Source organism: Variovorax sp. RCC_210, assembly GCF_041355175.1.
GTDB lineage: Bacteria > Pseudomonadota > Gammaproteobacteria > Burkholderiales > Burkholderiaceae_C > Variovorax.
In genome coordinates this window covers 77308-90978 of record NZ_JBFUPJ010000005.1, presented here as the reverse complement: position 1 = coordinate 90978, position 13671 = coordinate 77308, and the positions used below count along the sequence as shown (strand labels likewise).

The 13671-nt window shown below is 68.7% G+C and carries 12 protein-coding genes; 6 read left to right on the top strand and 6 right to left on the bottom strand.

What is annotated here, in order from left to right; all coding sequences use genetic code 11:
- Nucleotides 1-15 precede the first annotated feature (15 nt).
- Both AB6807_RS16985 and AB6807_RS16980 read left to right on the top strand, forming a co-directional pair.
- Nucleotides 16-1509 carry an MmgE/PrpD family protein gene (locus tag AB6807_RS16985; RefSeq protein ID WP_371085480.1) on the top strand — a complete coding sequence of 498 codons (1494 nt, stop codon included), beginning with the start codon at nucleotides 16-18 and terminating at the stop codon, nucleotides 1507-1509.
- Between the two features lie 36 nt (nucleotides 1510-1545).
- The gene (locus AB6807_RS16980) at nucleotides 1546-2580 is read left to right on the top strand and encodes a tripartite tricarboxylate transporter substrate binding protein (RefSeq protein ID WP_371085479.1); all 1035 of its coding nucleotides are present in this window, start codon (nucleotides 1546-1548) and stop codon (nucleotides 2578-2580) included.
- Between the two features lie 47 nt (nucleotides 2581-2627).
- Here the strand turns inward: AB6807_RS16980 and AB6807_RS16975 are convergent, their stop codons facing one another.
- The 5 genes from AB6807_RS16975 to AB6807_RS16955 form a co-directional block, all read right to left on the bottom strand.
- Entirely contained in the window at nucleotides 2628-2759 is a 132-nt protein-coding gene (locus AB6807_RS16975; protein WP_371085478.1) for a hypothetical protein, read from the bottom strand.
- Nucleotides 2760-2844: 85 nt separating this feature from the next.
- Nucleotides 2845-3981 carry a TIGR03364 family FAD-dependent oxidoreductase gene (locus tag AB6807_RS16970; RefSeq protein WP_371085477.1) on the bottom strand — a complete coding sequence of 379 codons (1137 nt, stop codon included), beginning with the start codon at nucleotides 3979-3981 and terminating at the stop codon, nucleotides 2845-2847.
- Nucleotides 3981-5693 (bottom strand): putative 2-aminoethylphosphonate ABC transporter permease subunit, encoded by a 1713-nt coding sequence (locus AB6807_RS16965; RefSeq protein ID WP_286513517.1) that lies wholly within the window; start codon nucleotides 5691-5693, stop codon nucleotides 3981-3983. Before AB6807_RS16965 ends, AB6807_RS16970 begins: the two co-directional genes overlap by 1 nt.
- A 93-nt stretch (nucleotides 5694-5786) precedes the next feature.
- Nucleotides 5787-6872 (bottom strand): ABC transporter ATP-binding protein, encoded by a 1086-nt coding sequence (locus tag AB6807_RS16960; RefSeq protein ID WP_207786784.1) that lies wholly within the window; start codon nucleotides 6870-6872, stop codon nucleotides 5787-5789.
- A 49-nt stretch (nucleotides 6873-6921) separates the two neighbouring features.
- Nucleotides 6922-7956, bottom strand: coding sequence for a putative 2-aminoethylphosphonate ABC transporter substrate-binding protein (locus tag AB6807_RS16955; RefSeq protein WP_286513524.1), 1035 nt, complete (start codon nucleotides 7954-7956; stop codon nucleotides 6922-6924).
- Nucleotides 7957-8266: 310 nt separating this feature from the next.
- On the opposite strand from AB6807_RS16955, the gene AB6807_RS16950 reads away from it, so the two are divergent.
- Nucleotides 8267-8827 (top strand): phosphonate degradation HD-domain oxygenase, encoded by a 561-nt coding sequence (locus AB6807_RS16950; RefSeq protein ID WP_371085476.1) that lies wholly within the window; start codon nucleotides 8267-8269, stop codon nucleotides 8825-8827.
- 148 nt (nucleotides 8828-8975) lie between these two features.
- The gene (locus tag AB6807_RS16945) at nucleotides 8976-10823 is read left to right on the top strand and encodes an ABC transporter ATP-binding protein/permease (protein WP_371085475.1); all 1848 of its coding nucleotides are present in this window, start codon (nucleotides 8976-8978) and stop codon (nucleotides 10821-10823) included.
- On the opposite strand, the gene queC is transcribed toward AB6807_RS16945, so the two are convergent.
- A complete protein-coding gene (gene queC, locus AB6807_RS16940) occupies nucleotides 10820-11533 on the bottom strand; it encodes a 7-cyano-7-deazaguanine synthase QueC (RefSeq protein ID WP_371085474.1) in 714 nt (237 codons plus the stop codon). The two genes, AB6807_RS16945 and queC, sit on opposite strands and share 4 nt — an antisense overlap.
- Nucleotides 11534-11613: 80 nt before the next feature.
- On the opposite strand from queC, the gene AB6807_RS16935 reads away from it, so the two are divergent.
- Nucleotides 11614-12024 (top strand): DUF2177 family protein, encoded by a 411-nt coding sequence (locus tag AB6807_RS16935; protein ID WP_116912311.1) that lies wholly within the window; start codon nucleotides 11614-11616, stop codon nucleotides 12022-12024.
- A 154-nt stretch (nucleotides 12025-12178) separates the two neighbouring features.
- Nucleotides 12179-13654, top strand: coding sequence for an alkaline phosphatase (locus tag AB6807_RS16930; protein ID WP_371085473.1), 1476 nt, complete (start codon nucleotides 12179-12181; stop codon nucleotides 13652-13654).
- The last annotated feature ends 17 nt before the right edge of the window (nucleotides 13655-13671 follow it).

The window sequence follows — 13671 nt, the reverse complement described above, 5'->3', positions numbered from 1 at the left end:
GAACGGAGCCATTTCATGCAAAGCAAATCCCCGGCCCTGGCCAAGAACGGCACGAACACGTCCGACGGCGCCGACGGCCCCAACGCCACAGACGCCACAGACGCCACCGACCCCACGGGCCCCACCGGCCGCCTCGCCCACTGGCTCGCCGACTTCCGCCTCGACACCGCGCCCGCCTCCGCACGCGAACGCGCCAAGGCGCTCACGCTCGACGGCATTGCCTGCGCCATCGTGGGCGCGCAGCTGCCGTGGTCGCGCACGGCGGCGCAGATCGTGCAGAAGTTCGAAGGCCGCGGCGACCGCACCATCGTCGGCTGGGGGGCGCGCACCAGCGCACCGGGCGCGGCGCTGCTCAACGGCACCTTCATCCAGGGCTTCGAGCTGGACGACTACCACCCGCTGGGCCCGCTGCACAGCGCGTCGATCGTGCTGCCCGCGCTGTGGGCCGCCTCGGAAGGCGACCTGAAAGTCAGCGGCCGGCAGTTTCTGGAGGCCGCGCTCGCGGGCTACGAAGTCGGCCCGCGCGTGGGCATGGCGTTGCACGGCGCGCAGATGCTGTCGCGCGGCTGGCACTCGGGCTCGGTGTTCGGCACGCACGCGGCGGCCGCGGCGGTCGGCAAGCTGCTGGGGCTGGACCCGGCGCGCTTCGAAGACGCGCTGGGCCTCGCGGGCACGCAGTCGGCCGGGCTCATGGCCGCGCAGTACGAGGCCATGTGCAAGCGCATGCACCACGGCTTCTCGGCGCGCAACGGGCTCTACGCGGCGGTGCTGGCCGAAGGCGGCTACACGGGCATCAAGCGGGTGTTCGAGCGCGAGTACGGCGGCTTTCTTTCCACCTTCGGCGAGGGCCACGACCCCGACGCCTCGAAGATCACCGAGGCGCTGGGCGAGCGCTGGGAGGTGGAGCGCATCGTCATCAAGCCCTACGCGGCCATGGGCGGCATCCATTCGCCGCTCGATGCGCTCTTCGACGCGGGCGCGCAGCGCAAGCTGGTGCCCGGCGAAATCGCGCGCATCGAGGTCGAGGTGAGCCACGCGGTGTACCACCACGGCTGGTGGGTGCCCGAGCGGCCGCTGACGCCCATCGGCGCGCAGATGAACATCGGCTACGCGCTGGCCGTGGCGGTGCTCGACGGCGAAGCGATGGTGAAGCAGTTCGCGCCCGCGCGCATCGACGCCGACGACGTGTGGGCGCTGATTCCGCGCATCGAGGTGCGGCACCAGCCCGAGTTCGACGCGGGCGGGCCGCTCAAGCGCGGGCGCGTGCGGCTGGTGGTCACGTTCACCGACGGGCAGCGCATCCAGGTCGACCGCGACACCTCGCGCGCCATCGAGTCGCCGCAAGACAGCGACGAGGTCGCGGCCAAGTACCGCACGCTGACCGACGGATTGATCGAGCGCGGCCGGCAGCAAGCCATCGAGGACATGGTGCGCGGCATCGAGGACCTGCCCGACGTGCGCGAGCTGCTCGCGCTGCTGGCGCCGCCCGTGGCCGCGGCCTTCGACTGACGCCGACCTCGCAACGAACGAAGGAGACAAGACACCATGACGCACACATCAGCGCACCCATCAACCCGCGCATCCGCGTTCGCACCCGCATTCACATCGCTCGACCGCCGCGCCTTCTCGCTGGGCCTGCTCGCGCTCGCCGGCGCCACCGCCCTGCCCGCCCGCGCGCAAGACCCCTGGCCCGCGGCCAAGCCCATCCGGCTGGTGCTGCCGTTTTCCGCCGGTGGCCCCGGGGACACCAACGTGCGTGCGATGGCGCAGGCGCTGGGCAAGCGGTTGAACCAGAGCCTCATCGTGGACAACCGGCCCGGCGCCGGCGGCATCATCGGCAGCGAGTACGTGGCCAAGGCCGCGCCCGACGGCTACACCTGGCTGTCGGCCGGCAACGGCGCCATCGCCAATGCGCTGCTGCGCCCGAAGATGCCCTATGCCGAGACCGACCTGGTGCCCGTGGTGGGCACCAGCAGCGCGCCTTCGGTGCTGGTCACCAACGCGAGCGTGCCGGCCAGGAACCTGAAGGAGCTGCAGGCCTGGGCGCGCACGAAGGGGCGGCTGAACTTCGGCACCGCGGGCAGCGGCAGCACGGGGCACTTCGTGGCGGAAATGGTGGAAGCCGCGCTCGGCGTGCCGGTGACGCTGGTGCACTACAAGAGCGGCTCGCAGACGGTGAACGCCATCGTCGGCGGCGAGGTCGACCTGGCGTCCGAAGCGCCCATCGGTGTCTCCGCGTTCGTGCAGTCGGGCAGGTTGCACGCGCTGGCGCTCACCGCGCGCGAACGCACCGGCCCCATGAAGCAGGTGCCGACCACGGTGGAGCAAGGTTTTCCGACCATCCTCATGCAGCACTGGGGCGGCATCTTCGCGCCCAAGGGCACGCCGGCGGCCGTGCTCGACCGCATCGCGGACGTGACCGTGCGTGCCTACAAGGAAGACGCCGACCTGATCGCGACCACCGAGCGCGGCGGCGCGCAGCCCATGCTGCTGGCGCGCGCGGCGTTCGAGAAATTCCTGGTGGAAGAACGCGCGCGCATGGCGCAGATCGTCACCGCGTCGCACATGACGCTGGAGTAGCCAGCAAGCTCGCCATCACGCTCGCGACGAGGGTCAGTGCCCGAACGTCAGTGCTGCAACGCGGCAACGGCACCCGCCGCCAGCGCCTTGGGCACCGGCACGCCGGGCTTGGGCTTGTTGTCGCAGCCCGCGGTGACAAGGCCGAGGCAGAACAGGAGGACAAAGGCAGTGCTTCGCATGAGGCGAATTTATGCCGGCGCAGGCCCGCGTCAAGTCGGACGCCGCGCCGTCGCGGCGTGCAACACCCGCGCCCCTAAGTTCGATTCACCAGGCGTCGAGCACGTCGTGCGCAATGCCGAAGCCGGTGCTCGCGCCGCTGCCGCTGGTGACCAGCACCACGCGCGTGGCGTCGTCGGGCGCGTCGATCACGCAAGGCGTGGTCTTCGACGAGGGGTACACGCCGGTCCAGCGCTCGGTGATCTGCGCGGTCTCCAGGTTGAGCGTGCTGCGCAGGTGGCGCAGGATGAGCTGGTCGACCTCTTCCATGGCGAAGGGCTCGGGCGCGTCGGCGTAGTGGTGCGAATCGCCCACCACCAGCGAGCCGTCGGCGCTCTGCACCACGATGAGGTGGATGCCGTGCGCCAGCGAGGCGGCCTCTTCCTGCTGCAGCCGCGCGCGCAGGGCGGCGGCCTCGGGCAAGGTGCTGTAGCCCTCGTAGCGCACCAGGCTCAGGTCCATCATCACCGAGCCCGGCAGGCGAAAGCCGGCCTCGGGCTTCACGCGCAGCATCTGCAGGCGGCACAGCGTGAGTTCGTGCGCGGCAATGCGCTCGGCGAACAGGCCGTTCAGGTCGGTGTTGGTGCACACCACCACGCGTTCGGCATGCAGGGTGCCGCGCGAGGTGCGCACGCGCGGCGCCTGCACCTCGAGCACGGCCTCGCCGTAGCGGAAGGTCACGCCGTGCGCCTCGGCCAGCCACTTCGAAAGCAGGCCGATGGCGGTGCGCGACTCCACGCGCAACTCGTGCGGGCTGTACAGCACCGAGCACGCATCGGCCAGGCTCAGCGCGGGCGCCTTGGCCTGCGCGTCGGCCGCGTCGAGCAGCTCGCAGGCCTCGCCCATGGGCGTGCGCATGAAGGCCTCGAGCACGTCGTGCGCTTCGGGCCGGTAGGCCGCGAGCCAGAGGTTGCGGTGCACGATGTCGATGCCCGCGTACGGCGCAACCTGCTGCCACACCTCGCGCGCATGCATGGCGCGGCGCCAGGTGTCGCCCGGCGCCTGGCCGGTGATGGTGATGAAGCCGAAGTTTCGGATCGACGCGCCAATGGCGGCCGCGTCGCGCTCGACCACGCACACCTTCAGGCCGCGCAGCGCGGCGGTGTAGGCGTGGGCGAGGCCGACGATGCCGGCGCCGACGACGATGAGGTCGAAGCCGTGGTTGCTGTAGGGGGTTGCGGGCATTACCGGTGTCTCCAGGCCTGGGTGCGCGCCAGCGTCCAGTGCCCCGCCAGCGCGAACACGCCGCGGCCGGCGGCGGCGGTGAGCATGATGAGCGAGGCCATGGCCGCGGCGGGCGCGACGTCGCCGGCGTCGTCCATGTTCAGCACGGCAACGGCGGCCAGCGAGGTCTGCGGCGAATAGAGGAACACGACGGCCGACACGGTGGTCATCGCGTTGACGAAGAAGTAGCCGCCCACGTTGAGCACGGTGGGCAGCGCCACCGGCAGGTGCACGCGCCACAGCGTGCGCCAGAAGGGCACGCCCATCGACTCGGACACCAGCTCGTACTCGCGGTCGAGCTGGCGCAGCGCGGTGAGCGAGGTGAGGTGGGCCACCGAGAAGAAGTGCGCCACGGTGCACACCACCAGGATGGTCATGCTGCCGTAGATGGCGCGCAGCGGGTTCGCCGGCGAGATGAAGAAGAAGATGTAGCCCACGCCCAGCACCAGCCCCGGCACCGCCAGCGGCAGGTTGGCCAGCAGGTTGAGCAGCTCGCGCAGCAGGCCGAAGTGGCGCGGCTTTTCCACCAGGTAGGCCGACACGAAGGTCGCGAACGCGCCGGCCACCGCGGCGCACACGGCCAGGCGCAGCGAGTTGAAGTAGCTGCCCCAGCCGCCGCCGTCCATGTTGCTGAAGTCGTAGTTCTTCAGCGAGGGCGTGAGCTTGTAGGGCCAGTAGGTGGCCAGCGATGCGAACACGGCCATGCCGATCATCACGAGGATAGCGCAGGCCGTGAGCACGCAGAACGCGAGCAGCGCGCGGTCGCGCACGCGCACCGGCTCGGGCTGGTACGGCGTGGCGCGCGCCGACAGCGCGGCCGCCTGCTTGCTGCGCACGCGCCGCTCGACAAGGAACGACAGCACCGCGGGAATGAGCAGCACCAGCCCGACCACGGCGCCCATCTGGAAGTTCTGCTGCCCCACCACCTGCTTGTAGATGTCGGTGGCGAGCACGCCGGTCTGCCCGCCCACCACCTTGGGCACGCCGAAGTCGGTGATGACGAGCACGAACACCACCATCGCGGCCACGATGAGACCGTAGCGCGACGCGGGCAGCGTCACGGTGCGAAAGATGCGCCAGCGCGAGGCACCCAGCGTCTGCGCGGCCTCGTACAGCCGGCCGTCGGAGGTCGCCATGGCGGTGGTGAGAATGAGCAGCGCATGCGGCAGCGTCCAGAACACCGAGCCCAGCACGATGCCCAGCGGCCCGTAGATCGACACGTCGCCCAGCAGGCCCTTGAACAGGCCCTGGTTGCCGAAGAGGTACACGAGGCTGATGGCCGGCAGCAGCGAAGGCGCGAGCAGCGGCACCAGCGCCACGGCGCGCAGCAGGCCCTTGGCGGGCATGCAGGAGAGCGTGAGGCCGTAGGCGTACACGTAGGCGATGGCGGTGCAGATGACGGCACTGAGCGCCGCGAGCCCCAGGCTGTTGAAGGCCGACTGCACGAGCGCGGGGTTGTCGAGGTAGCGCGCGAAGTTGGCCAGGCCGACGAACGCACCCGCCTTGTCGAAGAAGCTCTGGCCGACCAGCGCGCCGACCGGCAGCGCGACGATCACGACCAGCAGCAGCACCATCAGCAAGACCGCGGCGCCGGTGAGCCAGCGTTCACGGTCGAACGCGCTGGTGCGCGTGAACGCCAGCGGCACGACGGCTGTTTGTTGAGAGCTGGTCATCTGGATTCCGGCTGCATTTGTTCGGGACGGCCGAACAGGCCGACCAACGACTGCCCTGGACCAGCGGAAAAAATCAAGAGGCAGCGTCCCATCTCAATGCGCCAACACAGACAGCGCATTCAAGGGCAACTGGATATGCACCATGCTGCTGGGCACCAAAGGCTCCCCGCCACCGCCACGCGCATCGGCCGGCAGTTCGGCTTCGATCTCGATGCCCAACGGTTCGCAAGCCAGGCGGGCCGAGGTGCGGTTGCCGAAGAACTCGGTGTCGAGCAGGCGCGCCGCGAAGCTGTTGGCGCCCAGCTCGGAGCCGAAGCGCGACACCACCACGTGCTCGGGCCGAATGCCCACGGTGGCCTGCGAACCCACGCTGAGATTGCCGGGCGCGCAGAACAGCTCGCTGTCGCGCACGCGCACCTTGCCGTCGGCGAGCACGGTGGCGGGCAGCATGTTCATGCGGCCGACAAAGCCGGCCACGAAACGGGTGCGCGGCTGGCGGTACAGCTCGTCGGGGGTGCCGGCCTGCTCGATGCGGCCGTTGTGCATCAGCACCACGCGGTCGGCCATCGACAGGGCTTCTTCCTGGTCGTGCGTGACCATGATGGTGACGATGCCCAGGCGCTTCTGCAGCGCGCGGATCTCGCTGCGCAGGCTGGCGCGCACCTGCGCGTCGAGCGCGGAGAGCGGCTCGTCGAGCAGCAGCAGGCGCGGGTTGGGCGCCAACGCGCGCGCGAGTGCGATGCGCTGCTGCTGGCCGCCCGAGAGCTGCACGGGGTACTTGTCGGCATGCGCGGTGAGACCGACCAGGTCGAGCATTTCGCGCGAGCGCTTGGCCATTTCGCGGGCCAGCGCCCCGGTGGGGTGCAGGCCGTAGGCGATGTTCTGCGCCGCCGTGAGGTTGGGAAACAGCGCGTACGACTGGAACACCACCCCGAAGCCGCGCGCCGCCGGCGGCAGCCCCGCGATGTCCTGGCCGCCCAGCAGGATCTGGCCGCTGTCGGCGCGCTCGATGCCGCACACGATGCGCAGCAACGTGGTCTTGCCGCAGCCCGAAGGGCCGAGCAGGCACACGAACTCGCCGGGCTCGATGTCCAGGTCGATGCCGTCGAGCACGCGGGTGGCGCCAAAGGACTTGCCGATGCCGCGAAGGGAAAGAAAGCTGCTGCTACTGCTCGTCATGGCCAGGGTCCGCTTCGTGTGAGTGTCGTACGCGTCGTTCTCGTCGAGCTCAGAGCGGCTTCTTTTCCGACTTCGACTCGTAGCGCTTGGACCACTCCGTCAGGATGCGGTCGCGGTTGGCGGCAGCCCAGGTGAAGTCGTTCTTGGCGAGCAGCTTCTCGACGTCGCCCGGCACGAACTCCAGCTTTTCCTGGATGCCCGGCAGCGCGAGCACGGCGAAGTTCTTCGCGTACAGCTCGTTGGCCTGCCTGGTGACGGCCCAGTCGGCCAGGGCCTTGGCGGCGTCCTGCTTCTTGCTGGTCTTGATGATGCCGGTGGCTTCCATGTCCCAGCCCAGGCCTTCCTTGGGCAGCACGATGTCGATGGGCGCGCCGTCGCGCTTGGTCTTGTTGGCACGGTATTCGAAGGACATGCCCAGCGCGAACTCGCCGGCGCCGGCCTGGCGGCAGGGCTTGCTGCCCGACTGGCTGTAGATGCCGATGTTCTGGTGCAGCGCGTCCATGTACTTCCAGGCGTTCTCCTCGCCCATCATCTGGATCCAGCCCGACACCATCAGGTAGCCGGTGCCAGAGGCAGCGGGGTTGGGCATGGTGATCTGGCCCTTGTAGACCGGGTTGGTCAGGTCGGCCCAGCTGGTGGGCTTGGGCAGGTTCTTCTTGGTCGCTTCGGCGGTGTTGAAGCAGATGGCCGACGACCACACGTCCATGCCGACCCACTTGGGCGGGCTGGCCGGGTCGCGCATGGTGGGCTTGATGGCGTCCAGGCCCTTGGGCGCGTAGGGCTGGAGCATGCCTTCCTTGTCCAGCAGCATCAGCGAGGTGGCGGCCAGGCCCCACACCACGTCGGCCTGCGGGTTGGCCTTTTCGGCCAGCAGCTTGGCGGTGACGATGCCGGTGGAGTCGCGCACGAACTTCAGCTCGATGCTCGGGTTTTCCTTTTCGAAGGCGGCCTTGTAGGCCTGCACCTGGTCGGCTTCGAGCGCGGTGTACACCAGCAGTTCGGTGCGGCCCTGGGCCGATGCGGCGAAAGCCAGCGAGAACAGGGCGGCCGGCACGAAGGCCCAGCGGAGTTGACGGTGCAGCATGGTGAGGGTTCCTTGGGGAGTCGAGGGAAAGCGAAAAAAGAACACGGTGCGAAGGCACACGAACAGTCAAGCCAAAGTACGCAAGCGGTCCGGTGCGGCGAATGCGGGCGATGCTGGCAGCGGCATGTGACAGGGATTTGTCAGATGCCTCAAAAATCCCCAAATACCCAAAACGGCGCTTGAAACGGGGGGTGGGTCGGCGATTTGCAGGCAGGCCGCAGCCGGCTTCGTCATGCGCCTGTCACCGTTTCGTCGCAGACTGCGCAGGCTGTCGCACGTGCTCCCGCCTCGCCTGCCTGTTCCTCTTTTCATGAAACTCGACCTTGCCGAGATTGCCCGCCTGTTCGCCGAACGGGGCGACGTGGCCTACGCGGGCGAAGCGGTGTCGCAGACCGAGCACGCGCTGCAATGCGCCTGGCTGGCCGAGCAGGCCGGCGCGACCGACGCGCTGGTCACGGCCGCGCTGCTGCACGACCTGGGCCACCTGCTGATCGCCGAGCACCAGACGCTGACCCGGTCGCCCACCGAACTGGGCATCGACGACCGCCACCAGTACATCGCCCTGCCCCTGCTGCGCGGCGCCTTCGACACCGACGTGCGCGAGCCGATTCGCCTGCACGTGGACGCCAAGCGCTACCTGTGCGCCACGCGGGCCGACTACTTCTCCAGGCTTTCGCCCGACTCGGTGCGCAGCCTGGCCCTGCAGGGCGGCCCGATGGACGACGAGGCGGCCCGGCGCTTCGCCGCGCTCGAATGGGCCGCGGACGCGGTGCGCCTGCGGCTGTGGGACGAGGAAGCGAAGGTCGAGGGGCTGAAGACGCCGCCGCTGGCGCACTTCCTCACGACGGCGGCGAGGGTGATGCTTCGCTGAGCGCGGTCTGTGGAATGACCGCTTGAATGCCCATGTGAACGCGGGCGCCGCATATCGATGCTCAGATTTCAGGCCGGTTTAAGAAACATTTGTCTACTATGTTTTCCTCACGATGATCGGCGCGCGAGCGCCTGCGAGGAAAAACCGAATGTCTTCATCCGTCACAGCGCGCGCGGGCTCCCTCATGCAGGTGCTGCGCCGCGTCTTCAGGCTCGCGGCGCCCTACTTCCAGTCCGAGGAAAAATGGCGCGCCCGCGCCATGCTGCTGACCATCGTCGCGCTGAACCTGTTCTACGTGTACGTGGCGGTGCTGGGCAACGAGTGGTACGGGCGCTTCTACGACGCGTTGCAGAACAAGAACGCGGTGGTGTTCTGGCACGAGGTGGGCGTGTTCGGCTGGATCGCCTTCGCCAACATCGCGGTGCAGGTGCTGAAGTTCTACGTGACGCAGCTGCTGCAGCTGCGCTGGCGCTCGTGGATGACGCGCAGCTACCTCACGCGCTGGATGAGCGACCGCACCTTCTATCACCTGGAACTGGCGCGCTATGCAGGCAAGGCGGGCAAGGACGGCAAGGAGAGCAACACGCCCGACAACCCCGACCAGCGCCTGCAGGAAGACATGCAGATCTTCACCAGCGCCACGATGACGCTGTCGATGGGCCTGCTGAACGCAGTGGTCACGCTGATGAGCTTCATCGGGCTGCTGTGGGCGCTGTCGGGCAACTTCTCGTTCAGCTTCCACGGCACCACGTACCAGGTGGTGGGCGCGATGGTGTGGGTGGCGCTGGGCTATTCGATTCTCGGCACGGTCATCACGCACTTCATCGGCCGCCCGCTGATCAAGCTGAACTTCACGCAGCAGCGCTTCGAGGCCGACTTTCGCCACCACCTGGTGCGGGTGCGCGAATACAGCGAGGCCATTGCGCTGGACAAGGGCGAGAAAGTGGAGCGCGAGCAGCTCGACCTGCGCTTCGGCGACGTGCTGCGCAACTACCTGCAGCTGATCAAGCAGCAGAAGAACCTGGTCACCTTCACCTCGTTCTTCGGCCAGGCGGCGGTGATCTTTCCGTTCCTGGTGGCGGGGCAGCAGTATTTCGGCGGCGCCTTCCAGCTGGGCCACCTGATGCAGATCGGCTCGGCCTTCGGCAAGGTGCAGGAGTCGCTGAGCTGGTTCGTCGACAACTACGACAGCGTGGCCGTGTGGCGCGCCACCACCGACCGGCTGACCAGCTTCGACGACGGCATGCGCGCCCATGCCGAGCGCGAAGACGGCCTGCAGCGCACCCCGGCGTCCGTGCTGCGCACCGACGACCTCGCGGTGGCGCTGCCCAACGGCACGCCGTTGCTCGCGGGCGCCGCGCTGGCGGTGAAGCCCGGCGACAGCGTGCTGCTGCAAGGCCCTTCGGGCAGCGGCAAGTCGACGCTGTTCCGCTCGTTCGCGGGCATCTGGCCGTTCTCCAAGGGGCGCATGGACGTGCCCGACAACGTCGCCTTCATGCCGCAACGCCCCTACGTGCCCGACGGCAAGCTGCGCGACGCGCTGACCTACCCCAACCCGGCCAGCAGCTTCAGCGACGAGCAACTGCGCCAGGCCCTGGCCGACGCCCTGCTGCCCGACCTGGCCGGCCGGCTGGACGACAGCGACGCCTGGAGCCAGAAGCTTTCGGGCGGCGAGCAGCAGCGCCTGGCCATCGCACGGGTGCTGCTGAAGAAGCCGGCATGGCTGTTCGCGGACGAGATCACCAGCGCGCTCGACGCGCAGGCCGAGAGCGTGCTCTACAAGCGCCTGGCGGACACGGTGCAGGCCGCGGGCGGGGCGATGGTGTCGATTGCGCACCGCGCGGCGGTGGGCGACTTTCACAACCAGCGGTGGACGCTGGTGCCGCAGGAAGAAGGCACGGCAAGCGCGGGAGGCACGGGCAAGGGCACAGCCAGCGGCGCGCGCTACCGGCTCAATACCGCCGCGGTCGCCCTGCCCGTCACCGCGGCAACCTAGGCTGCCGCGGCGTCACCCACGTAGCGCTCCCAACCCCGCTTGCGCAGGTCGCAGGCGGGGCAGGTGCCGCAGCCGTAGCCCCAGGCCTGGCGGTGCTCGCGGTCGCCCAGGTAGCAGGTGTGGGTTTCTTCCACGATCAGCTCGACCAGCGGCTCGCCGCCCAGGCGATGCGCCATCTGCCAGGTTTCGGCCTTGTCGATCCACATCAGCGGTGTCTCGATGACCAGGCGGCGCTCCAGCCCGAGCGACAGCGCCAGCTGCATGGCCTTCATGGTGTCGTCGCGGCAGTCGGGGTAGCCCGAGAAGTCGGTCTCGCACACGCCGGTGACGATCACCTGCAGCCCGCGCCGGTACGCCAGCGCGCCGGCCAGCGTGAGAAACAGCAGGTTGCGCCCCGGCACGAAGGTGTTGGGCAGGCCGTCGGCCTGCATGGCGAAGGCCACTTCTTCAGTGAGCGAGGAGCCGCCCAGCTGCGCCAGCGCGGCCAGCGTGAGCACGTGGTCTTCGCCCAGGCGCGGCGCCCAGTCGGGGAAGCGCTCGCGCATCTTCGAGAGGATGGTGCCGCGCACGTCGAGCTCCACCCGGTGGCGCTGCCCGTAGTCGAAGCCCAGGGTTTCGACGCGCTGGTACTTCGAGAGCGCGTCGGCCAGGCAGGTGGTGGAGTCCTGGCCGCCGGAGAACAGAACGAGGGCGGTGGTGTGCAGGGGCATATCCGCGAGCGGCGGGGCCGCTGTAGTCCAAAGGCGCAATTTTCGCAGGCTGCGTGCGGGCCACGGATACGATCCCGCGAATGAGCACTAAACACCTGGTTGCATGGGCGGTCACCTTCGTGGTGCTGCTGGTCATCGACATGATCTGGCTCGGCGTGATCGCCAAGGGCATGTACCAGGAGGCCATGGGCGACCTGATGTCGCCGAACCCGCGCCTGGCCTTCGCCGCGGTGTTCTACCTGGCCTACCCGATCGGGCTGCTGGTGTTCGCGATCGTGCCGGGCCTGGCGGCGCAGGGCGTGATGCGCGCCGCGCTGATGGGCGGGCTCTTCGGCCTGTTCTGCTACGCCACCTACGACCTGACCAACCTGGCGGTGATCCGCAACTGGCCGCTGGCGCTGTCGTTCATCGACATCGCGTGGGGCACGGTGGTGAGCGGCGTGGCGGCGGCGGCCGGCGCGGCCACGCTGCGGTGGTTCGAGGGGCGCTGAGCGCCGCCTTCATTTCATCATTCCCTACTAAGAAATGAAAGATGGTTCTCTGATATAGAGCGACGTCACGGCCGAGTCATTTGCAATCTTTAGATTGCACCCGGACGCAGCGCGCACCAGGCGCGCCGCACGAACAACCATCCGAGGGAGTTGCATGACTCGACGCTTTATCGCCCCCGCGCTGCTGGGCGCTTCATTGGTGCTGACAGCCTGCGGCGGCAGCAACAACACCGCCCCCGGCCTGCCGTTCATTCCGCCCACGACCACGCCGCCGGCCACGCAGCCGCCGGCGCAGAAGAACGTGCTGTTCTTCCTGGGCGACGGCATGGGCATCACCACCATGACCGCGGCGCGCATCTACAAGGTCGGCGAAGACGGCGACCTCACGATGGACACGCTGCCCGAGACCGCCTTCGTGCACACCTATTCGAACGACGCCCAGGTGACCGACAGCGCCCCCTCGATGTCGGCCTACATGACCGGCGTGAAGATGAACAACGAAGTCATCTCCATGAGCGCGGACACCAAGGCCACCGATGCGTCGGGCAAGGCCTACCACGTCGCCTTCGACAGCACCTGCCCCTCGGGCAACGGCCAGGCCGTGGAAACGCTGCTGGAGCAGAGCAAGGCCGAGGGCTACGCCACCGGCGTGGTGACCACCACGCGCATCACGCACGCCACGCCCGCGGCCACCTACTCGCACGTGTGCCACCGCGACGCCGAGAACACCATCGCCGCGGCGCTGGTGCCGGGCGGCGCGGGCTACAACGCCAAGCTGGGCGACGGCGTGGACGTGTTCTTCGGCGGCGGCAGCGACTACTTCACCACCAAGGAAGACGGCGGCAAGCGCAACGACAAGCGCAACCTGGTCGCCGAGTTGAAGACGGCCAAGTACAGCTACGCCGCCACCCGCGGTGAGTTCGACAAGCTGCCGGTGGACGGCACCACCAAGATCGCCGGCCTCTTCACCAAGAGCCACATGGCCTACGACCTGGACCGCGATGCCGCCAAGGAGCCGAGCCTGGCCGAGATGACCGGCAAGGCCATCGACGCGCTGGCCGCGCGCAAGAAGGGCTTCTTCCTGATGGTGGAAGGCGGGCGCATCGACCACGCGCTGCACGCCACCAACGCACGCCGCGCGCTGCAGGACACCGGCGCCTTCGACGACGCCATCAAGCTGGCGCTGGAGAAGATGCAGGCCATCGACCCCGGCCTGAAGAACACGCTGGTGGTGGTCACGGCCGACCACGACCACACGCTGCAGCTCAACGGCTATGCCGCGCGCACCGGCAAGACCGAAGTCGGCAAGCCCGGCGTGCTGGGCCTGGTGAAGGACTACGTGGACACCAGCAAGACCAGCAAGGACGTCGACGGCAACCCGTACACCATCATCGGCTTCGGCAACGGCCCGCGGCGCCTGGCCACGCGCGCCGCCATCGACAGCACCGAGCTGGAAAGCAAGGACTACCGGCAGGAGGCCGTGGTGCCGACGGACGCCGCGAGCGACTCCGAGACCCACGGCGGCGCCGACGTGTTCCTGGGCGCGCAGGGCATGGGCGCGGAGAACTTCTCGGGCGTCATCACCAACACCGACGTGTTCGGGCTGATCAGGAAGGCGGTCGGCCTGTGAGGGGCGGCGAGCACCCA

Bases quoted from the DNA above. Each gene is read 5' to 3' on its own strand.
- AB6807_RS16985 (WP_371085480.1), top strand. From the start codon at position 16: ATGCAAAGCAAATCCCCGGCCCTGGCCAAGAACGGCACGAACACGTCC.
- AB6807_RS16980 (WP_371085479.1), top strand. From the start codon at position 1,546: ATGACGCACACATCAGCGCACCCATCAACCCGCGCATCCGCGTTCGCA.
- AB6807_RS16975 (WP_371085478.1), bottom strand. From the start codon at position 2,759: ATGCGAAGCACTGCCTTTGTCCTCCTGTTCTGCCTCGGCCTTGTCACC.
- AB6807_RS16970 (WP_371085477.1), bottom strand. From the start codon at position 3,981: ATGCCCGCAACCCCCTACAGCAACCACGGCTTCGACCTCATCGTCGTC.
- AB6807_RS16965 (WP_286513517.1), bottom strand. From the start codon at position 5,693: ATGACCAGCTCTCAACAAACAGCCGTCGTGCCGCTGGCGTTCACGCGC.
- AB6807_RS16960 (WP_207786784.1), bottom strand. From the start codon at position 6,872: ATGACGAGCAGTAGCAGCAGCTTTCTTTCCCTTCGCGGCATCGGCAAG.
- AB6807_RS16955 (WP_286513524.1), bottom strand. From the start codon at position 7,956: ATGCTGCACCGTCAACTCCGCTGGGCCTTCGTGCCGGCCGCCCTGTTC.
- AB6807_RS16950 (WP_371085476.1), top strand. From the start codon at position 8,267: ATGAAACTCGACCTTGCCGAGATTGCCCGCCTGTTCGCCGAACGGGGC.
- AB6807_RS16945 (WP_371085475.1), top strand. From the start codon at position 8,976: ATGTCTTCATCCGTCACAGCGCGCGCGGGCTCCCTCATGCAGGTGCTG.
- queC (WP_371085474.1), bottom strand. From the start codon at position 11,533: ATGCCCCTGCACACCACCGCCCTCGTTCTGTTCTCCGGCGGCCAGGAC.
- AB6807_RS16935 (WP_116912311.1), top strand. From the start codon at position 11,614: ATGAGCACTAAACACCTGGTTGCATGGGCGGTCACCTTCGTGGTGCTG.
- AB6807_RS16930 (WP_371085473.1), top strand. From the start codon at position 12,179: ATGACTCGACGCTTTATCGCCCCCGCGCTGCTGGGCGCTTCATTGGTG.